The 18,642-nt window shown below is 56.0% G+C and carries 18 protein-coding genes, 1 tRNA gene and 1 pseudogene; 8 read left to right on the top strand and 12 right to left on the bottom strand.

Annotated elements, in window-relative coordinates:
- Positions 1-2 precede the first annotated feature (2 nt).
- The 3 genes from ACR0EL_RS03940 to ACR0EL_RS03950 are packed head-to-tail and all read right to left on the bottom strand — an operon-like array spanning position 3 to position 3,028.
- Positions 3-260 (bottom strand): acyl carrier protein, encoded by a 258-nt coding sequence (locus ACR0EL_RS03940; protein ID WP_170536685.1) that lies wholly within the window; start codon positions 258-260, stop codon positions 3-5.
- 32 nt (positions 261-292) lie between these two features.
- Entirely contained in the window at positions 293-1,384 is a 1,092-nt protein-coding gene (gene lpxD / locus ACR0EL_RS03945; RefSeq protein WP_480498355.1) for a UDP-3-O-(3-hydroxymyristoyl)glucosamine N-acyltransferase, read from the bottom strand.
- 36 nt (positions 1,385-1,420) lie between these two features.
- Positions 1,421-3,028, bottom strand: coding sequence for a L,D-transpeptidase family protein (locus tag ACR0EL_RS03950; protein ID WP_480498357.1), 1,608 nt, complete (start codon positions 3,026-3,028; stop codon positions 1,421-1,423).
- Between the two features lie 351 nt (positions 3,029-3,379).
- Between ACR0EL_RS03950 and mepK the strand changes: the two genes are divergently transcribed.
- Both mepK and ACR0EL_RS03960 read left to right on the top strand, forming a co-directional pair.
- Complete coding sequence (gene mepK / locus ACR0EL_RS03955) at positions 3,380-3,949, top strand: peptidoglycan L,D-endopeptidase MepK (RefSeq protein ID WP_170536679.1); 570 nt, start codon at positions 3,380-3,382, stop codon at positions 3,947-3,949.
- Between the two features lie 228 nt (positions 3,950-4,177).
- Complete coding sequence (locus tag ACR0EL_RS03960; RefSeq protein WP_480498359.1) at positions 4,178-5,266, top strand: glutathione S-transferase family protein; 1,089 nt, start codon at positions 4,178-4,180, stop codon at positions 5,264-5,266.
- A 147-nt stretch (positions 5,267-5,413) separates the two neighbouring features.
- Here ACR0EL_RS03960 and ACR0EL_RS03965 read toward each other — a convergent pair.
- The 9 genes from ACR0EL_RS03965 to iscR form a co-directional block, all read right to left on the bottom strand.
- Positions 5,414-5,490: transfer RNA gene (locus ACR0EL_RS03965), tRNA-Arg, on the bottom strand.
- A gap of 66 nt (positions 5,491-5,556) precedes the next feature.
- A complete protein-coding gene (locus ACR0EL_RS03970) occupies positions 5,557-6,777 on the bottom strand; it encodes a cysteine desulfurase (protein WP_480498361.1) in 1,221 nt (406 codons plus the stop codon).
- Between the two features lie 12 nt (positions 6,778-6,789).
- On the bottom strand, positions 6,790-7,356 hold the full coding sequence (locus ACR0EL_RS03975) for a YIP1 family protein (RefSeq protein WP_480498363.1): 567 nt from the start codon (positions 7,354-7,356) through the stop codon (positions 6,790-6,792).
- Positions 7,353-7,838: a YIP1 family protein gene (locus ACR0EL_RS03980; protein ID WP_480498365.1), complete on the bottom strand. Its 486-nt coding sequence runs from the start codon at positions 7,836-7,838 to the stop codon at positions 7,353-7,355. The genes ACR0EL_RS03975 and ACR0EL_RS03980 overlap by 4 nt, the downstream gene beginning before the upstream one ends.
- Positions 7,838-9,118: a SufB/SufD family protein gene (locus ACR0EL_RS03985; RefSeq protein WP_480498368.1), complete on the bottom strand. Its 1,281-nt coding sequence runs from the start codon at positions 9,116-9,118 to the stop codon at positions 7,838-7,840. The genes ACR0EL_RS03980 and ACR0EL_RS03985 overlap by 1 nt, the downstream gene beginning before the upstream one ends.
- Positions 9,118-9,873, bottom strand: a complete 756-nt coding sequence (gene sufC, locus ACR0EL_RS03990; RefSeq protein WP_480498370.1) for a Fe-S cluster assembly ATPase SufC — start codon at positions 9,871-9,873, stop codon at positions 9,118-9,120. Before sufC ends, ACR0EL_RS03985 begins: the two co-directional genes overlap by 1 nt.
- A 69-nt stretch (positions 9,874-9,942) precedes the next feature.
- The gene (gene sufB / locus ACR0EL_RS03995) at positions 9,943-11,463 is read right to left on the bottom strand and encodes a Fe-S cluster assembly protein SufB (protein ID WP_480498372.1); all 1,521 of its coding nucleotides are present in this window, start codon (positions 11,461-11,463) and stop codon (positions 9,943-9,945) included.
- Between the two features lie 18 nt (positions 11,464-11,481).
- The gene (locus tag ACR0EL_RS04000) at positions 11,482-12,525 is read right to left on the bottom strand and encodes a cysteine desulfurase family protein (RefSeq protein WP_480498374.1); all 1,044 of its coding nucleotides are present in this window, start codon (positions 12,523-12,525) and stop codon (positions 11,482-11,484) included.
- A 48-nt stretch (positions 12,526-12,573) separates the two neighbouring features.
- Positions 12,574-13,032, bottom strand: a complete 459-nt coding sequence (gene iscR / locus ACR0EL_RS04005; protein WP_480498376.1) for a Fe-S cluster assembly transcriptional regulator IscR — start codon at positions 13,030-13,032, stop codon at positions 12,574-12,576.
- Positions 13,033-13,209: 177 nt separating this feature from the next.
- Here iscR and ACR0EL_RS04010 point away from each other — a divergent pair, with 177 nt between their 5' ends.
- The 6 genes and pseudogenes from ACR0EL_RS04010 to ACR0EL_RS04035 all read left to right on the top strand — a co-directional run.
- Entirely contained in the window at positions 13,210-13,863 is a 654-nt protein-coding gene (locus ACR0EL_RS04010; protein ID WP_170536610.1) for an alpha/beta hydrolase, read from the top strand.
- Positions 13,863-14,108 carry a hypothetical protein gene (locus ACR0EL_RS04015; RefSeq protein WP_353007675.1) on the top strand — a complete coding sequence of 82 codons (246 nt, stop codon included), beginning with the start codon at positions 13,863-13,865 and terminating at the stop codon, positions 14,106-14,108. Before ACR0EL_RS04010 ends, ACR0EL_RS04015 begins: the two co-directional genes overlap by 1 nt.
- Positions 14,105-15,268 (top strand): HD domain-containing protein, encoded by a 1,164-nt coding sequence (locus tag ACR0EL_RS04020; RefSeq protein WP_480498379.1) that lies wholly within the window; start codon positions 14,105-14,107, stop codon positions 15,266-15,268. The genes ACR0EL_RS04015 and ACR0EL_RS04020 overlap by 4 nt, the downstream gene beginning before the upstream one ends.
- A gap of 375 nt (positions 15,269-15,643) precedes the next feature.
- Positions 15,644-15,979 carry a DMT family transporter gene (locus tag ACR0EL_RS04025; RefSeq protein WP_480498381.1) on the top strand — a complete coding sequence of 112 codons (336 nt, stop codon included), beginning with the start codon at positions 15,644-15,646 and terminating at the stop codon, positions 15,977-15,979.
- Positions 15,980-16,055: 76 nt separating this feature from the next.
- Positions 16,056-17,873, top strand: coding sequence for a translational GTPase TypA (gene typA / locus ACR0EL_RS04030; RefSeq protein WP_480498383.1), 1,818 nt, complete (start codon positions 16,056-16,058; stop codon positions 17,871-17,873).
- A gap of 462 nt (positions 17,874-18,335) precedes the next feature.
- Positions 18,336-18,642, top strand: a pseudogene (locus ACR0EL_RS04035) (hypothetical protein); the annotation flags it as partial.

The following is an 18,642-nucleotide window of genomic DNA, read 5'->3' on the forward strand; positions in this document are numbered from 1 at the left end:
GGTCAGACCTTTTCCGATACAAGCTTTTCGATGCCCGCAATGATTGCGGCCACGTTCGAGATGTCGAAATCATTCGCTTCGGGCTCATTGGCATTGAAGGGCACCGAAATATCGAACTCTTCTTCGATGGCAAAGATGCTTTCGACCAGACCCAGACTGTCGATGCCCAGATCCTCCAACGTGCTGTCGGGTGTCACATCCGATGGCTCCAGCACGGCCTGCTCTGCAATGATTGCGATGACGCGGTCGCTGATGCTCATGTCGATCCCCTGGTTATCAATCTGAGGATGATTTAATCACTCGGGGCCTGTTTGGAAACAGCCTTTTTGAGTGCCTCGACGTCGCGTGCCAAACGCGGCAACCGGCGTTGTGCTTTGTAGATCTCGGTATGGGTGTCCATCTTGATGCCCGGATAGCCCATGATGACGCGCCCAGCAGGCACATTTGACAAAATTTTGGTGCCCCCCCCCGAGATCACGCCATCGCCGATGAAAATATTGTCGACAACCCCGGTCTGCCCACCCAACACCACGTTATTGCCAATCTCAACCGACCCCGAAACGCCGGTTTGACCACATAGAAGGCAATCGCGCCCCACGCGCGTGTTGTGGCCCACGTGAACAAGGTTATCCAGTTTCGAACCGTCGCCGATGCGTGTGTTTCGGATCGTGCCATTGTCGACGGTACAGTTCGAGCCGACCTCGACATCATCGCCAATTTCAACCGCGCCCAAAGAGTGAATACGCAGCCAGCTTTGCGCCTTGGCTTCGCCTTGATCACCCATGGTTTTGCGGGCGTTTTCAGCGCCCGAAACCTCAGGTGTGACAAAGCTGAAGCCGTCTCCACCGATCCGCGCACCCGGTTGGGCAATAAAGCGATGACCGATCTGCGCACGTGCGCCGATGCTGACCATCTCACGCAGCCAAGCCTGTTCGCCAAGAACCGCGTCTATCCCAATCGTACAGTGCGCACCAATGACCGAGCCCGCACCGATCCGAGCGCGGGCGCCTACAACTGTCAAAGGCCCGATTGAGACATCCGCGCCAATCTCGGCCGTTGGATCGATCACCGCAGATGGATGAATGCCGGGCTCAACCCCCTGCCCACGATCCAACATCGATGTGATCCCGGCCATGGCCATACGCGGACGTTTTACAAAGATTGCAGCCTGTAATCCCATTGCCTGCCAATCAGCGCCTTCCCAGAGTACCGCCGCGCGTGCCTTACCACTGGTCAGAGCGTCGGCATATTTCGGGGACATTGCCATAGCCAGATCCGTGGGTCCGGCATCGCCCGGTTCGGCCGCTCTGTCGATCGTCAAGCCGGTGTCGCCCTGACACTCCGCACCAAGGCTGTCGGCGATTTGCTGGATGGTATATTGCATGACGGGCGTTCCCTTTGGCAGGATTTGCCCTTGTGCTTATCCCTGAACGTCCGGCAGGACCACCCCTGCCTTCTGCAGTGCCGTCCAAATCTTAGCATCACGGTTATAGACGTCGCGGCGATACTGAACCTTACCTTTCGGGCCAACATAAGCCGTGCGGTAGATCAGATGCACTGGAACTTTCTGATCCAACTCAACTTTTGTCTCTTTCCCGCTGTTCAGCACACGGTGGAAGAACGCCTTTGGATCCTCCTCCTGCAAAGCCAGCAGCGCATAGGCGAACTCGAACGGTTGCGCCAGGCGGATGCAGCCATGCGAAAAGGCCCGCACTTCACGCGCGAACAGGGATTTCTGAGGCGTATCATGTAGATAGATGTTGTACTTATTGGGGAACATGAACTTCACCAGCCCCAACGCGTTACTCTTGCTCGGGGGTTGCCGCATCGCAAACGGGAAGTTGCGCGCGGTGAACTGAGTGAAATCCACGGCTCCGCGATTGACCTGACGGCCACGGCGATCTGTGATCTGGATATGCCCAACAGCATTCGGGTTTGATTGCAGCTTGGGCAGATATTCCTTGGTGATGATCGAGCGTGGCACATACCAGCTGGGGTTGATCACCATATGCTCCATCTCGTCCGAGAACTCGGGGCTGCGGCGATCATGGACATTCTTGCCGATCACAGCGCGCGTTTCAAACGTGACTTGCCCGTCATCCACGATCTTGGCTGAGAAATCGGCCTGGTTGACAAGAATATGACGCTCACCGCGTTCGCGTGGCAACCACCGCTCACGCTCCAGCGCGACATGAACGGCTTTTAGCCGGTCTGATACCGGGCGGTTGATCTCGGAGATGGTGCCCTTTCCGGCAACCCCGTCGGGTTCCAACCCATGATCGGTCTGGAAGGCGCGAACGGCAGCAAGCATGGCATCGTCATAGCTCGGGCTCGCGGTTGGCTTCAGATACCCCATCGTCACCAAGCGGTTGCGCAGTTTGACCACTGTCGCACCCGCGTCGCCAAATTCCAGCTTGGTCACAGGAACAGTTGGCCCCCAACCGCCCTGATCCAGCAGAGCCTCCAACGCCAGTTTCTGTTTCATCAATGACCGGTATTGACGCGTTTGGGGTGCAAGCTGATCAAAATAGCCAGCCCCTTGGGCGTTTAACTGTCGCAAATGCGCTTCGGGGCTGCGGCGTTCAACTTTGCGGACCAGCCCGTCATCAATGCTGGCCGGGCGTAGCGCCCCGGCATAAAGATCGTCGGCATAGTCCAGAAACAGGGTGGTCAATTCAGCTTCAAGCGCGCCAAGATCCCGCACCGAACGAGCGGTGCGCATCTGGTCCATCAGAGCGTCGACATCATAGCTTGCGGATGGCAACCCATGCATATGAATGCTTGACAAAGCCTCGATCAAAGCGGCGCGGCGATCGGCATGATCTTGCGAAGGACCCACCCAAACCGGCGCATAGCCGTTGGACCGATAAAATACCGCGACATCGTCTGACGTTGGCATATGTTCAGCCACTGCCATTTGAAACGCAGTCCCCTGCATCGCATCAGAGGCGGTATTGGCCATCGCGGCGGTTGCCGCAAAACAGGCTGTCACAAGGATACTGGTACTGGTTCGAAATACAGAGAACATGGGATGCCCTTGGTTATTCAATAGCTTGCACAGATGGGATTGCGCCGAACCAATATGATTTTGGGAACAGGTCGTTGTCTATTCACAAATACCTTACCCTTGGTCTTCTTTTGCGGCTGATGCGCGATTGCATCGCGGCGATGCCAAAACCCCTCAGTCGTGCGAAAAATATGACAAAAATCTCAGTTGCGCGAAAAACTGCCGAAAATTCCCCCTTGTTCTGCTGAAAAACAAACAAAACTTGGCCCTCGAATCTGTTTGTGCCATAAATTCGCCATCTGGGATGGGAAATATTAAGACAGCGGACGTAACATCGTTCGCAGGCAGGATACAGTACGGGACGAAACTGAAATGACCAAGAGCAGTACATCGGGCTTGACCCGGCGTGCCCTATTGGGCGCATTCGCGGCAACGGCGGTCGTAGCCGCACCGACCTATTCCAATGCAGCAGGATTCCTTCGTGGTGGCGGCGATGTTCGTCGCATTCGAATGTATTCCGGTCGCACGGGCGAACGTATCGACATGATATATTGGGTTGACGGCAAATACATCAAGGACGCTGTCAAAGAAGTGAACCATTTCATGCGCGACTGGCGCACCGATCAATCCAAAAGCATGGACCTGCGTACCATCGACATCATGGCAGCCTCGCACAATCTGCTGGATGCAAATGAGCCTTATATGCTGTTGTCGGGCTACCGCTCCCCCCAGACCAACGCAATGCTGCGCTCAAAGTCACGCCGCGTGGCCCGGAATTCCTTGCACATGCAGGGTCAGGCCGCAGATTTGCGCCTGTCGTCCCGTTCGGTATCCCAGATGGCCAAGGCCGCGATGTCTTGCCGTGCTGGTGGTGTCGGTCAATACTACCGGTCGAACTTTGTCCACATGGATTGCGGCGTCGTCCGAAGCTGGCGCGGCTGACCCACCCTTCTCAACCGAACGTCCCAAGCCCCCGCAGATCGTCTGACGGGGGTTTTGTTTTGTCTGCTTTTTGGCGGTCAACTATGCAGCCAACTTCTTTTCGACGTCTGAGCTAGGACGCAGCTTCGCAACTGATCTGCTTACGTTGGTTTGAAGCTATGGCATTCATGCACTTGCGGTTTTTGCGCTCCGGTGCCTAAATTCGCAAAATCGATAGTTGAGGTTATTATGGACGTTTCACAAATCATCAATCTTGCGAATTGGTATTCCGATAATTTGCCCGAGATATCATCAAGTTATGGGCAACTGCACCAAGCTCTTGACCACAACGCAAGGCAGGCTCAGAAACAACCACTTCGCGACCATTTGAATGGGCTTACTTCCTTGCTCAAAAAGATGTCGTTTGAGCACCTCACAAACGAAGAAATTGATCTGTTGCGAGACTTGGACACGTTGAAGTATCTCGGGCAACCCGGCGTGGAGTTCGTTGAAGACACTGTGACAACGAGCGACTTTGACCCTGCTTCCGCCGCGACCGACATTCAGGCCGCAGTTAACAACATCAACCAAACCGGTCAGAGGCTGAAAAACTCTCGCGCATCGCTAAGCGAACTTGGCCTTGAGCTGCTAGAGGATGAATTGATTTTGGGCGAGCTTCCACTTGTCCGTGTTAGGTTCAAAGAAGGAGCAGCCTTGGAAGATGTTTCGCTGCTGAAGAACTGGACTGCCAATTGGTATGATATTGCTCGCGGAGCAGCGCTAAGTGTGGGCGAAACACCCCAATCTGTGAAGGTCGTGGGCGCCGCTAACGGCTCGGTAATAATAACCTTGGCGACGGCGGCTTCTGTGACCACAGTACTAGCAATTATCGCCAAGAATGCAGGCCGTGTTGCCAGCGAAGTCCTGAGTATTGCCAATGACATAGAGGACTTCCGCCACAAGAAACGCCTCAACAAGGTCATTGAAGATGAGCTGAAGCGTCAGCAAACGGCAATACAGGAAACGGGAGTCGAAGATACATTATCTGAGATAAAAAAGACTGTGCCGCAGCTCATGGAGAACGAAGTTGACAATGCGCTGCGGAAATCCATCACCAAGTATTTTGATTTCTACAAGAAGGGCGGTGACGTAGATTTTATTCCGCCGCGTATTCAGCCAGACACGGAAGATGAAGATTCAGAAGATCAGGCACTGCTAGATCAGATTGCCCATCAGGCACAAGAGAATGAGCGGCTGGTTGGAGTAATTGAAGAAGTAAGAGCGCAGCACGCTGAGCTACTGAAGCTAGTACATCATGATATTGATGAAGAAGTTTAGAATTTCATTCAAACCGCTAGCGTATCGACTTGACCAAACTGACCCTGAACATCAAGTGTCAGCGAAGCAAGATCAGCACAGAAATCAGCGCAGACAGACAATGCGATCTAATAAAGTTTATTAATATCAGATATTTACATGGTGATATGGCGCACCTGAGAGGATTCGAACCTCTGGCCTCTGCCTTCGGAGGGCAGCGCTCTATCCAGCTGAGCTACAGGTGCCTTGGCCGTTAGCTAACCCTGATCCGATCCGGGTGCAACTGGAAATCTCCGCCACCGGGGATCGTTTCAGGCAAACAAGTCATGCGCCAGTTCAAGTGCTTCGATCAGCGTATCGACCTCATCGGTGGTGTTATAGAGGCCAAAGCTTGCGCGGCAGGTCGCCGTTACACCCAGATGATCCATCAGTGGACCGGCGCAGTGATGACCGGCACGCACAGCAACGCCTTTTTTGTCAAGGATGGTTGATACGTCATGCGCGTGCCCTGCCCCATCGAGCGTGAAGCTGAAGATTGCGGCCTTGTCCGGGCGTGTGCCCTGGACCTGTAGCCAGTTCAACCCGGTCAGGCGTTGCATCGCATAGTCCCGCAAGCGGGATTCGTGGGCTGCGATGTTCTCCATCCCCAGGTCCATCATATATTCCAACGCGACGCCCAGACCGATAGTTTGCACGATACCAGGGGTTCCAGCCTCGAATTTCATGGGCGGATCATTGTAGATGACCTGATCTTTGCTGACCTCTTTGATCATGTCACCGCCGCCGATGAAGGGGCGCATTTCGGCCATACGGTCGGACTTGATAAAAATCGCGCCCGATCCTGACGGACCGTACAGCTTGTGGCCGGTGATGGCATAGAAATCACAACCGATCTCATCAAGGTTGACCGGCATATGAACCGCGCTTTGGCTGCCGTCGACCAGCACTGGAACACCTTTGGCATGGGCGCCTTCGGTGATCGCTTTGACATCCACCACGGTGCCCAAGACATTGGAACAATGCGTGATTGCAACCAGTTTGGTCTTTGGTCCAATCGCGTCCAGCACGGCCTGAGGGTCCAGCCCGCCATCTGCATCGGCATCAACCCATTTCAGAATAACGCCCTGCCGTTCACGCAAGAAGTGCCAGGGCACAATATTCGCGTGATGCTCCATCACGCTCAGGACAATCTCATCCCCTGCCTCAAGCCGGGGCATGGCCCAGCCATAAGCCACCAGGTTAATCCCCTCGGTGGTGCCCGAGTTGAGAACGATCTCATCCTCATTGGCGACACCCAGAAACCGCGCGATGGTGCCGCGCACATTCTCGTATTTCTCGGTCGCCAGATTCGACAGGTAGTGCAGCCCACGATGCACGTTTGAATACTCATGCGCATAGGCCTGTGCCACCGCATCGATCACAACCTGAGGTTTCTGCGCCGAGGCGCCGTTGTCCAGATAGGTCAGCGGCTTTCCGTTCACCTCGCGTGACAGGATCGGAAAATCAGAGCGGATTTTCTGCACATCATACATGAGGCGATCTTTCTAAACGGGTGCCGCAGGGGCGAACATCAGGACAAAGGGAACCGCAACCAAAGCGGACAGCAGCATGACGGCAAAGGATTTCCAGAGTGAGCCAAACTGATGCGCCTCATTCACGAAATGCAGCGTGATGTAGAGGCTCAGAATCGCTGTGGCGAACAACAACAGCGCGATGAAAACCGGAACTGTCAGGCTCAGCATCAATGTCCCGATCAGCGCGGCAATCCACAGATATTGCAGCCAGATCGTCAGGATCATCATGCCATCGAATGTGGCCGTACCGCCCAACAGTCGACCTACGAACAAGAACGCAACAATGTTCAACATCATCGCGCCCGCAGACCGGATCAGGACCAGAGGTATGCTGTCGATCACGGGGCCGGTTTCGCCATTCGCTACGGGAACGGACAGATCGATGCCCAACTGGATCAGGCAGTTGAGGACAACCGCCAGAAAGAAGGTCAGCCAAAGAACCTCTCGCCCAGGATTCAGCGCCAACAGCTGCTTTGCCGCTTCGGCGGGTTTTTGGATTGTCAGAACCGCCAGTTGACCCAGATGAGGAACATTCATTCTGCTGACCTTTGCACTTGCCTAAGACCGGATAACCAGAACCAGAAAAAGACAGCAACCCAAATCAACCCAATCAAGGTCAATGCCGGGCCGGGACCAATGAATCCAGCGACCAATCCATTCAGCAAAACCAGCGGGGCCGAGGACAGCAACGCCCAGAATAATGCCAGCCGAGCGCCATAAGCGGTGCCTTTGCCCCCCGCCATGCGCGCCGCCCAATGCGACAGCAGTGCAATCGTGTAAAAACACAGCGGCAGAATAAAGACCGAGCCCATCAGGGCCCCGCCCAGAAGCATATTCAGCTCGACCCCTTCAACATGCGCACGGCGCGCAAGGCTGGGCATCTGCGCGATGAAGGCGACAATGCAGAAGGCCATGACGAAGATCAGCGCCCTGTCCTCGCGCGGTCCCATATCCAGAAGCCGACGCACAACGCGCCCCGGCCCTCGATATGTGGCAACGATATCTGATGACACGGGCATCAGCTGCGGCGGGCCAGCCACCCCTCCAGACGGCTGACCAAAGCCTCGGCCAGGGCGCTGTCTTCAACCTCGCCCACGGCTTCGGCCAGAAACGCCAGCGTCAGCATGTTGGTCGCGTCTTTCTCTGGAACCCCGCGCGAGCGCAGGTAAAACAGCGCGGTCTCGTCAATCGCGCCAGAGGTCGACCCGTGCGAACAGGCCACATCGTCGGCATAGATCTCAAGCTCGGGTTTCGCAAGGAACTGACTGTCATCATCCAGCAGCAGCGATTGGCTGATCTGGTAGCCGTCGGTTTTCTGAGCCCCTTCCTTGACAAGGATCTTGCCCTGAAAAACACCGGTCGCGCCGTTGCGCAGCACCTTCTTGAACACCTGACGACTTTCGCAATTCACCGCATCATGGGTGATGAACACCGTATCATCATGGTGGAAATCTCCGTCCCCGACACAGGCCCCGGCCACATGCGCCACCGCATCATCGCCCGTCAGTTCGATGACCTGTTCATTGCGCGTCAGAACGCCGTTCACGGTCAGGGTGAAGGATTTGTAGACCGATTCCTGCCCCAGCCGGGTGAACATATGCGTCGCCGCGCGACGTTCATGGTCACGACCCTGCGCACGGACATGATGCAGGATGCCGGTATCTGCAATGTCGATTTCCATGCATTTGTTAAAGCGCGAGGCCGCAGGGCCCGTTTCCAGGATGGTCACCTCAGCCCCGCTCTCGACGCGGACCACGTGATGCAGGATCGCGTCCGATGTCGGCGATGCATGACGATAGATCAGGTTGATCGGCTTCGACGGTTTACCGGTCACATGAATGGCTACCCCATCCGAGGCAAAGGCCGTGTTCAAAGCGGCCAGAGGGCGCTGTACTGGCACCTGACCACGGGCTTCCAGAACGCCATACAGGTCCTTGGCCCAGTGGATATCTTTGCAGCAAATATCTTCCAGCCGGTCGATGCTGACACCTTCCAGCGACAGATCATCGGACTCTTCGGCGTTGAACACACCATCGATGAATACGATCTTAAGGCTATCGAACTCATCAAAGATCAGCGCCTCATCATCTGCAAAAACAGCCGCAGGCAGCGCCACTGCCGCGACCAGAGTATCGGGCTGTGTGTATTTCCAGTATTCGTCGCGGCGCCCCGGCAGACCTGTTTCCAACACACGCGCCAGCGCATCTTCGCGGGCCGCGCGGGTGCAGCCTGCATCGGGCATGGTCAGCGCGGCCAGCCGCGCCTCGGTTGCGGATTGTTTGACTTCGGGCAAGGCCATCAGTTCACCTCGGCAAGAATGTCGGAATAGCCGTTGTTTTCGACCTCAAGCGCCAGCTCGGGCCCACCGGTTTTCACGATACGGCCGTCTGCCATGATGTGCACGACATCCGGTTTGATGTGATCCAGAAGGCGCTGATAGTGGGTGATGACCAGGAAACCGCGGCCCTCATCGCGCAGCGCGTTCACACCTTCGGCCACCAGCTTCATCGCATCCACGTCAAGGCCCGAGTCGGTCTCATCCATGATGCACATCTTGGGTTCCAGCATCGCCATCTGCAGGATTTCGTTGCGCTTTTTCTCACCGCCCGAGAAGCCCACATTGACCGGTCGCTTCAGCATATCGGCGTCGATCTTCAGGGTTTTCGCCTTGGCGCGTACCTCTTTAAGAAAGTCCGCAGCGGATAGTTCCTCTTCACCGCGCGCTTTGCGCTGGGCGTTCACGGCGGTGCGCAGGAAGGTCATATTGCCCACGCCCGGAATCTCAACCGGGTACTGAAAGGCCAAAAACACACCCGCAGCGGCGCGTTCTTCCGGTTCCATCTCCAGCAAGTCTTCGCCGTCCAGAGTGGCCGACCCTTCGGTCACCTCATAGCCGTCACGGCCCGACAGGACGTAGCTCAGCGTCGACTTACCCGAGCCGTTCGGCCCCATGATCGCGTGTACCTTGCCAGCTTCAACCGTCAGGTCTACACCTTTGAGGATTTGCTTGTCTTCTTCTTCAAGCTGCACGTGCAGGTTCTTGATTTCCAGCATGTTTTGTCCTTTTGCGTATCGCACAGGGGCGCCCGGCCCCTAAATTTTTGAATTCGGAGAAAGTCGGGATTAACCCACTGATCCTTCGAGGCTGATGGCCACCAATTGCTGGGCTTCCATCGCAAACTCCATCGGCAGCGCTTGCAGGACGTCTTTGCAGAAGCCGTTGACCACAAGGGCCACAGCCTCTTCCTCGTCCATGCCCCGCTGGCGACAGTAGAACAGCTGATCATCGTCGACCTTCGAGGTTGTCGCCTCGTGTTCCACACGGCTGGAGTTGTTCTTGACCTCGATATACGGAACCGTATGCGCCCCGCATTTGTCGCCAATCAGCAAGCTGTCACACTGGGTGTAGTTGCGGCTGTCCTTGGCCTTCGGGTGCATCGAGACAAGGCCACGATAGGTGTTCTGTGCCTTACCCGCGCTGATGCCTTTGGAGACAATGCGCGATTTGGTGTTCTTGCCCAGGTGAACCATCTTGGTGCCGGTGTCGGCCTGCTGATAGTTGTTTGCAATCGCAATCGAGTAGAACTCACCTTGGCTTTCCTCACCGCGCAAAATGCAGGACGGGTATTTCCAAGTGACGGCCGAGCCGGTTTCCACCTGTGTCCACATCACCTTGGAGCGATCCCCACGGCAATCGGCGCGCTTGGTCACAAAGTTATAGATACCACCTTTACCGTTCTCGTCTCCGGGGAACCAGTTCTGAACGGTCGAATACTTCACCTCTGCGTCTTCTTCGACGATGATCTCGACTACGGCGGCGTGCAGCTGCGCGGTGTCGCGCTGAGGTGCTGTACAGCCCTCCAAGTAGCTGACATAGCTGCCTTTATCGGCAATGATCAGGGTGCGTTCGAACTGACCGGTGTTTTCGGCGTTGATGCGGAAATAGGTGCTCAACTCCATCGGGCAGCGGACGCCCGGCGGGATGTAGACGAACGAGCCATCCGAGAACACGGCTGAGTTCAACGTGGCATAAAAGTTATCCGAGACCGGAACAACGGTGCCCAGATATTTTCTGACCAACTCAGGATGTTCTTTGATCGCCTCGGAAATCGAACAGAATATGACGCCCGCAGCCTTCAGCTCTTTCTGAAAGGTTGTCCCAACCGAGACGGAGTCAAACACCGCGTCAACAGCAACTTTGCGCCCCTCGGCCGGCGCGTTTTCAGCGCCTTCAACGCCCGCCAGAATCATCTGTTCTTTCAGCGGGATACCCAGCTTTTCGTAGGTGGCCAGCAGTTTGGGGTCGACCTCATCGAGCGACTTGGGTTTTTCCTCCATCGATTTCGGACGGGCATAATAGTACTGGTCCTGAAAGTCGATCTCAGGATAGTTGACCATGGCCCATTTCGGCTCGTCCATCTTGGTCCAACGCTCGAAGGCCGACAGACGCCATTCGGTCATCCATTCGGGTTCTTCGTTTTTTTCTGAGATAAGCCGCACGATATCTGGGTTCACGCCTTTGGGCGCGTATTCCATCTCGATATCTGTATCCCAGCCGTATTTATATGTGCTGACCTCGCGCACCGCATCCACGGTTTCCTGATCGACACCTTCTTTCACCTGGGTCTGGTCCAAAGCGGCCATTGCTTCCTCTCCATCAGATCACGCGGCGCGCGCGCGATGCTTTTTCTCTTTATCCAGCCACGTTTCAGCAAACCGCAGCACATCTTCATTTGTGGTCCGAGGACCCAGCGAAACGCGGATTGCGCTGGCTGCTGTTACCTCGTCATATCCCATCGCCGTCAGCACAGCACTGGCGCGCACCTTGCCGCTGGAACAGGCCGAGCCCGCGCTGATCGCAAAACCCGACAAATCCATCTGCATGACCTGGGTTTCACCTTTCCAACCGGGTGAGGCGAAACACAGTGTGTTTGGCAGGCGCTTCTGACCTTTCCCGACAAAAATAGGTGATTTATTTCCGGCCTCAAGAGCATTTTCTAGAATATTTCTAAATTCTTCAATCTGCTCCCAAACACCATTGGCCAGATCACGTGCTGAAGCTTCAGCTGCAGCCCCGAACCCTGCTATTCCAATGACATTTTCCGTGCCCGAACGCCGTCCCATCTCTTGCCCGCCACCTTTGATCTGGGCTGCAAGATCAGTGCCGCGCTTCATGACAACAGCACCAACACCCTTGGGCCCGCCCAGTTTATGCGCTGAGATCAACGCCATCTGAACATCCATCCAGTTAAAAGCCACTGGCAGCTTTCCAAAGGCCTGCGTGGCATCCGTCACGGCCAGTCCCGAAGGAAGAGTCTGAACAATACCCGTTTCGGAATTGGCCAGCTGAAGCGTTGCGTTGGCTGGATCGGGTAGATCAACAAGACCCGTTTCTTGAACCGGAACATCTTCTGTGATCCAAGACCTTACGGCATCATGCTCGATTGCTGCCCCGTGTAGTCCCCGACCAACTAGCGCCAACGCAGCGCCTTCGGTCGAGCCTGAGGTAAATACGATATCCGCCCCATCGGCCCCAAATGCGGTGGCGATCTGCGCCCTTGCACGTTCGATCAACGCTTTGGCTGTGCGGCCTTCGGCGTGCACCGATGACGGGTTCCCGCAGACCTCCATCGCCGCAATCATCGCGTCCCGAGCCTCAGGGCGCAAAGGGGTGGTGGCGTTATGATCGAGATAGACGCGAGTCATGGATACATCTTTTGTCAGACACTAAACGGGCAACTGAGGATCGAAGCTCTATTCATCAACAAGAGCAAACAGGCTGGGCACAGCAGGACATGGGGCGAGATCGTTCTTGATCACATCTGACAAGCGGGTCTGATGCAGGAACACATAGACATGCGCGCTCATGCTTTCCCAAAGACGATTGGTCAGGGATTGAGCGCGGCTGCCCGAAGATGCACCGGACGCCCCTGCCCCTTTGGACAACGCATCCACCGTTTCATCAACGGCGGACAGAACCTCGACGACACGAATTTCCGATGCGGGCCGCGCCAAACGATAGCCACCACCGGGCCCTCGAACAGATGCCACAAGTTCAGCCCGGCGCAGTTTGACGAATAACTGCTCAAGATAGGGCAGAGAAATGTCCTGACGTTCCGATATCTCACCCAGCGTGACCAACCGATCCGAGGGCTGTAGCGCGATGTCGGCCAGCGCAACCATGGCATAACGGCCCTTCGTCGACAGCTTCATTGGTATTCCCTTATGGCAAGATACTCGCGAAATCATTGACGCCGCCGCCGCCAGTGCGTATCTCCGACGGGCAGCGACAATACGTGCCGCTATTTATTAGAACCGTTCTAAGGTGCCCGACGATTATCGTCAAGTATATCCGGGCTCGAAGAAGAAAAAGACAGGACCAAAGCACACATGCCCGAGGTGATTTTTCCCGGACCCGAAGGCCGCCTGGAAGGCCGTTACCACCCGCAAAAGGAAAAAGACGCTCCGATCGCCATCGTGCTGCACCCGCATCCACAGTTCGGCGGGACCATGAACAACAAGGTCGTTTATAACCTGCATTACGCGTTCTACAACATGGGTTTTACCGTGTTGCGCTTTAACTTCCGCGGCGTAGGTCGCAGCCAGGGTGAATACGATCAGGGCGTCGGTGAGCTCAGCGATGCGGCATCGGCACTGGATTACCTGCAGTCGATGAACAACAACTCGAAACACTGCTGGGTGGCAGGGTTCTCGTTTGGCGCATGGATCGGGATGCAGCTGCTGATGCGTCGCCCCGAGATCACGGGCTTCATCAGCGTGTCGCCCCCGGCGAATATGTATGACTTCTCGTTCCTGGCACCCTGCCCGTCGTCCGGTCTGATCATAAACGGATCGTCTGACCGTGTGGCACCGCCGGCTGACACTACATCGCTGGTGAACAAACTGCACGAGCAAAAGGGCATTACCATCACCCATACCGAGGTTGAAGGCGCCGATCACTTTTTCCAGGATCGCCACATGGACACGCTGATCACCGATGTCAGCGACTATGTGAAACGCCGCCTGACCGAGAACACACGCTGATGTCTGACACCATCACCTCCCTCGCGGCCAAGCTGGCCGAGGATACAATGAAGGTTATGGATGAAACCGGCGATGACCGGTTCTTTGTTGAAGTTGGCGAAGTGCTTGGTGCGGCCTCTCAATCGCTGGAAGAGGCGTTTCTGACGGAAATCCGCGTGCGTCTGGCCGAACGCAAGGCCCGCGCCTTTGTCATCAAACGTCTCAGCACCCACCGATCCAAAGTGAAAGCCATCGAAAAACAATGACGGATCGACTGTCGGCTCAAATCGCGTTTCTGAAACAGGCCGACAGGTTGAAAACGGTAGAACGCGCCAATTTTCTGCTGGATCAGTCGCGCCCCGAAAACTCAGCCGAACACAGCTGGCATCTGGCGCTTTGGGCTTTGGTTATGGCGCCTCTGGCTGCGCTTGATGTATCGATTGACCGGGTCATCCGGATGCTGCTGCTGCATGATCTGGTTGAGATCATCGTAGGCGACCATCCTATCCATCTGGATACCGACTGGCAGGCGGTGGCGGAGGCCGAAGAACGGGCGGCGTCACAACTCTTTGGCCTATTGCCGCCCGATCAGGCACAAGAGTTTCAGGCGCTATGGCAGGAATTTGAACGCGATCAGACAGCAGATGCCCGCTTTGCCAAGATACTGGACCGCTGCCAGCCGCTGTTTCAGGTGCTCTGCGCAGATCGGCCTCAGGCGGCACATATTGAGATTGCAAAGGACAATATGAATGGCGGGCGCGTCGCCTATCTGGCACAAGCTTTTCCTTTGGCCTTTGATCTTGCAAAGGCCCTGTTGACGGGGGCAACCCCAGACACAAACGCCTTTACTGCACGGCTTCCGTTTCTGACCGAGGCCGACCAACTGAAAACCGTTTCGCGCGCCTCACATCTCATGACATCGGACAGGTTCGAAAACTCAGCCGAGCATTCCTGGCACATCATGCTCTATGCCTGGGTGCTGTCGGAACATGCCGAAACCGATATTTCGGTCGCGCGGGTGCTGCGTATGCTTTTGCTGCATGACATCGTAGAAGTCGATGCCGGAGATCACCCCATTCACGGTCACGTGGATTACGCGGCACAGGCCGCAAAGGAAGAGGCTGCCGCGCAGCGGCTGTTCGGCCTGTTGCCCGCAACGCAGAACGCCGAATTTTCTGATCTGTGGCATGAGTTCGAAGCGGCTGAAACAGCGGATGCGGTATTTGCCAAAGCGGTTGACCGCTTCCAAACGCCCATCGCCAATCTTGAAACTGGTGGTGGATCTTGGGTCGACTATGATGTGACCTATGAGCAAATCGAAATGCGGGTTAGGCCTGCAATTGAGACTGGCGCACCTGCCCTATGGCTCTGGTTGCAGCCTCAGCTAGCCGCGTATTTCCAAACTCAAGTCACAGTGGACGCCTGACACATAACGGAAAAAAGGAGCCCAAAGGCCCCTTTTCCCCCTACCGGATCAGATCGGCGCTCAAATCACGCTACCATCCAACTTTTGAACCATACTGGCTGCATCAGTGTCGACGGACCCCCCGCCAGCAAGCCACCCAAGCGCTACAATAAGAAACGCGGCAAGAATCACAGTTTTTGCAAATAAAGTCATAAAATACACTCGGTAACAAAACACCAACAACGGCGCGGATGTTACACGATCACGTGTTTACCTAAAGTCAGGTATACCCGACCTCATAGCTAGCGCCATGACCGGCTTGCCTGAATCCCCTTGCCTGCCAGCCTGATTCCGTGCTCAAGCTCGCCTGGTCCATGCAAGATTAAGGTTATGACAATGCCTAAAGCCTACCTGATCCTGTTGATCGCGGTTTTTGCAGAAACGGTTGGGACAACGGCATTGCAGGCCAGTCAGCAATTCACACGGTTTTGGCCATCGGTACTGGTCGTGATCAGCTACGGGCTTGCATTCTACTTGTTGGGGCTGACACTGAAGTACATGCCTGTGGGCATTGTTTATGCCATCTGGTCGGGCCTTGGCATCTTCTTCATCGCCATTATCGGCTTTTTGGTCTTTGGGCAGAAACTGGACATCTGGGCGATCCTTGGTCTGTCGTTGATTCTGGCCGGGATTTTGATCATTCACCTGTTTTCGAAGACCGCAGGCCACTGAACGCCGGTTAGGGCTGGTATATTTTGCCGCGCCGCGTTATGCGCGCGGCAACTTCCCGTTCAAAGGCTGACCTCTCATGGACCTGCGCAATATCGCAATCATCGCTCACGTGGACCACGGCAAGACAACGCTGGTGGATGAGCTGCTCAAACAATCCGGTGCGTTCCGGGAAAACCAGGCCGTGGCCGAACGTGCCATGGACAGCAACGATCTGGAACGCGAACGCGGCATTACCATTCTGGCCAAGGCGACTTCGGTCGAATGGAAAGGTACGCGCATCAATATCGTCGACACCCCCGGCCACGCCGATTTCGGGGGCGAGGTCGAGCGGATCCTCAGCATGGTTGACGGTGTTGTCCTGCTGGTCGATGCCGCCGAAGGCCCGATGCCGCAGACCAAGTTCGTCACCTCCAAGGCACTGGCCTTGGGCCTGCGGCCGATTGTGGTGCTGAACAAGGTCGACAAGCCCGACGCCGAACCCGACCGCGCGCTGGATGAGTGTTTCGACCTCTTCGCCAACCTCGGCGCGGATGATGATCAATTGGATTTCCCGTCCATGTATGCCTCGGGCCGGTCCGGCTGGGCCGATATGGAGCTGGACGGACCGCGCAAGGATCTGACCGCACTGTTCGACCTGATCGTCGATCACGTCCCCGCCCCAAAGCAGGCCGAAAAGAAAGACGAACCTTTCCGCATGCTGGCCACCACGCTGGGCAGCGATCCCTTTATTGGCCGCATTCTGACCGGTCGTGTGGAAAGCGGGACACTTAAAGCGGGCGACAGCCTGAAGGCGCTTAGCCGCGATGGAACACTGATCGAGAATTTCCGCGCCTCCAAGATTCTGGCCTTCCGCGGTCTGGCGCAGCAACCGATTGATGTAGCCGAAGCTGGTGACATCGTCACCATCGCCGGGATGAGCAAAGCCACCGTCGCGGACTCGTTGGTCGCGCCGCAGGTTGAAGACGCCCTGCCCGCCCAACCCATCGACCCGCCGACCATCACCGTGACCTTCGGCATCAACGACTCGCCTCTGGCCGGTCGTGACGGCAAAAAAGTCCAATCGCGCGTCATCCGAGACCGCCTGATGAAAGAAGCCGAATCGAACGTGGCCATTCGCATCACCGACACTCCGGGCGGAGAAGCCTTCGAGGTTGCAGGCCGTGGTGAATTGCAGATGGGCGTTTTGATCGAAAACATGCGCCGCGAAGGGTTCGAACTCAGCATCTCGCGCCCGCAGGTTCTGTTCCGTGAGGAAGATGGTCAGCGCCTGGAGCCGGTCGAAGAAGTCACGATTGACGTGGATGACGAATACTCCGGCTCGGTCATCGAAAAGATCACCGGCGCCCGCAAAGGTGAACTGGTCGAGATGCGCCCGGCAGGCGCTGGCAAGACCCGTATCATCGCCCATGTCCCCTCGCGCGGGTTGATCGGCTATCACGGAGAGTTCCTAACCGACACGCGCGGCACAGGCGTTCTGAACCGCGTGTTCCATGACTGGGCCCCACATAAGGGCCAAATTCCTGGTCGCCGCGCAGGCGTTCTGATCTCGATGGAGAAAGGTCAGGCCGTCGCCTATGCGCTGTGGAACCTCGAAGAACGTGGCCGCATGTTCGTAGGCCCACAGGCCGAGGTTTATCAGGGCATGGTGATCGGTGAGCATTCGCGTGACAACGATCTGGAAGTGAACCCGTTGAAAGGCAAAAAGCTGACCAACGTTCGCGCCAGCGGCTCGGATGATGCTGTGCGCCTAACACCGCATGTTCAATTCTCATTGGAAGAGGCGATCGCCTATATCGATGACGACGAACTGGTCGAAGTTACACCCAGCGTTGTGCGCCTGCGTAAACGATATCTGGACCCGCACGAGCGTAAACGGATGGCGAAATCGGCCTAAATTGTGGCGAAATCAGGGTTTCAAAATCAGAAACAATGACACGAGTGTGACATTTTTTCATCCATCGCAAAAATGATGAATTGGGGCTGATTTGACCTAAGGTCAGGTTTAGCCCCTGTTTTTCATGGTCAATCAACTTTAAGTAAAGTTAAGAATGAATCTTTCAACACGAGTCCCCCTTGTAAATTCGGCCTAACAAAGGTGTATTCTGGGCCAAAGTGTGACGTCGTTCATACAACGCACGTTTTGATTGGTGCATAAGATCGACGCAGTTGGTAATGAGTTTTGAGGAGTGGCGCTATGCGCATTAAATCCCGTTTGTTTTCCCTAGTTTTTGCATCTGCATCTGCGTCTTTTCTTGCAGCAGGCCCAACCTTTTCGGACGGGACGTGCACGATCCGTACTGCAAAGCAATCGGTTTCAACAGAAACCCTTTGCGCTTGTAAGGTCGTGGACTCCCGAATGCTGCGATACATTCAGCGTCGGACTGATTTCGAAGACATTCTATCCCGCACACTGCAAACCTGCCCGGCTTTCGCAGCAGTTCTGACTGACTTCCCCACGGCGTCGATTACAAATCCTCAGCGTACGGGTGACGGCCCCGCTGATGAGACCGGTGGCGGATCTGGGGGTGGTTCCAGCTCGGGCGGTGGCTCGGGTGACGGCGGCGGCACCGGCGGTGGTTCCAGCTCGGGCGGTGGCTCGGGTGACGGCGGCGGCACCGGCGGTGGTTCCAGCTCGGGCGGTGGCTCGGGTGACGGCGGCGGCA

The organism is Ruegeria sp. AH12, from assembly GCF_056541465.1.

What these genes read in the sequence shown, in the direction of transcription:
- sufC (WP_480498370.1), bottom strand. Translation starts at nt 9,873, where the DNA reads ATGCTGGAAATCAAGAACCTGCACGTGCAGCTTGAAGAAGAAGACAAG.
- ACR0EL_RS04000 (WP_480498374.1), bottom strand. Translation starts at nt 12,525, where the DNA reads ATGACTCGCGTCTATCTCGATCATAACGCCACCACCCCTTTGCGCCCT.
- ACR0EL_RS04020 (WP_480498379.1), top strand. Translation starts at nt 14,105, where the DNA reads ATGACGGATCGACTGTCGGCTCAAATCGCGTTTCTGAAACAGGCCGAC.
- ACR0EL_RS03940 (WP_170536685.1), bottom strand. Translation starts at nt 260, where the DNA reads ATGAGCATCAGCGACCGCGTCATCGCAATCATTGCAGAGCAGGCCGTG.
- ACR0EL_RS04025 (WP_480498381.1), top strand. Translation starts at nt 15,644, where the DNA reads ATGCCTAAAGCCTACCTGATCCTGTTGATCGCGGTTTTTGCAGAAACG.
- mepK (WP_170536679.1), top strand. Translation starts at nt 3,380, where the DNA reads ATGACCAAGAGCAGTACATCGGGCTTGACCCGGCGTGCCCTATTGGGC.
- typA (WP_480498383.1), top strand. Translation starts at nt 16,056, where the DNA reads ATGGACCTGCGCAATATCGCAATCATCGCTCACGTGGACCACGGCAAG.
- sufB (WP_480498372.1), bottom strand. Translation starts at nt 11,463, where the DNA reads ATGGCCGCTTTGGACCAGACCCAGGTGAAAGAAGGTGTCGATCAGGAA.
- iscR (WP_480498376.1), bottom strand. Translation starts at nt 13,032, where the DNA reads ATGAAGCTGTCGACGAAGGGCCGTTATGCCATGGTTGCGCTGGCCGAC.
- lpxD (WP_480498355.1), bottom strand. Translation starts at nt 1,384, where the DNA reads ATGCAATATACCATCCAGCAAATCGCCGACAGCCTTGGTGCGGAGTGT.
- ACR0EL_RS03960 (WP_480498359.1), top strand. Translation starts at nt 4,178, where the DNA reads ATGGACGTTTCACAAATCATCAATCTTGCGAATTGGTATTCCGATAAT.
- ACR0EL_RS03980 (WP_480498365.1), bottom strand. Translation starts at nt 7,838, where the DNA reads ATGCCCGTGTCATCAGATATCGTTGCCACATATCGAGGGCCGGGGCGC.
- ACR0EL_RS04010 (WP_170536610.1), top strand. Translation starts at nt 13,210, where the DNA reads ATGCCCGAGGTGATTTTTCCCGGACCCGAAGGCCGCCTGGAAGGCCGT.
- ACR0EL_RS03985 (WP_480498368.1), bottom strand. Translation starts at nt 9,118, where the DNA reads ATGGCCTTGCCCGAAGTCAAACAATCCGCAACCGAGGCGCGGCTGGCC.
- ACR0EL_RS04015 (WP_353007675.1), top strand. Translation starts at nt 13,863, where the DNA reads ATGTCTGACACCATCACCTCCCTCGCGGCCAAGCTGGCCGAGGATACA.
- ACR0EL_RS03950 (WP_480498357.1), bottom strand. Translation starts at nt 3,028, where the DNA reads ATGTTCTCTGTATTTCGAACCAGTACCAGTATCCTTGTGACAGCCTGT.
- ACR0EL_RS03975 (WP_480498363.1), bottom strand. Translation starts at nt 7,356, where the DNA reads ATGAATGTTCCTCATCTGGGTCAACTGGCGGTTCTGACAATCCAAAAA.
- ACR0EL_RS03970 (WP_480498361.1), bottom strand. Translation starts at nt 6,777, where the DNA reads ATGTATGATGTGCAGAAAATCCGCTCTGATTTTCCGATCCTGTCACGC.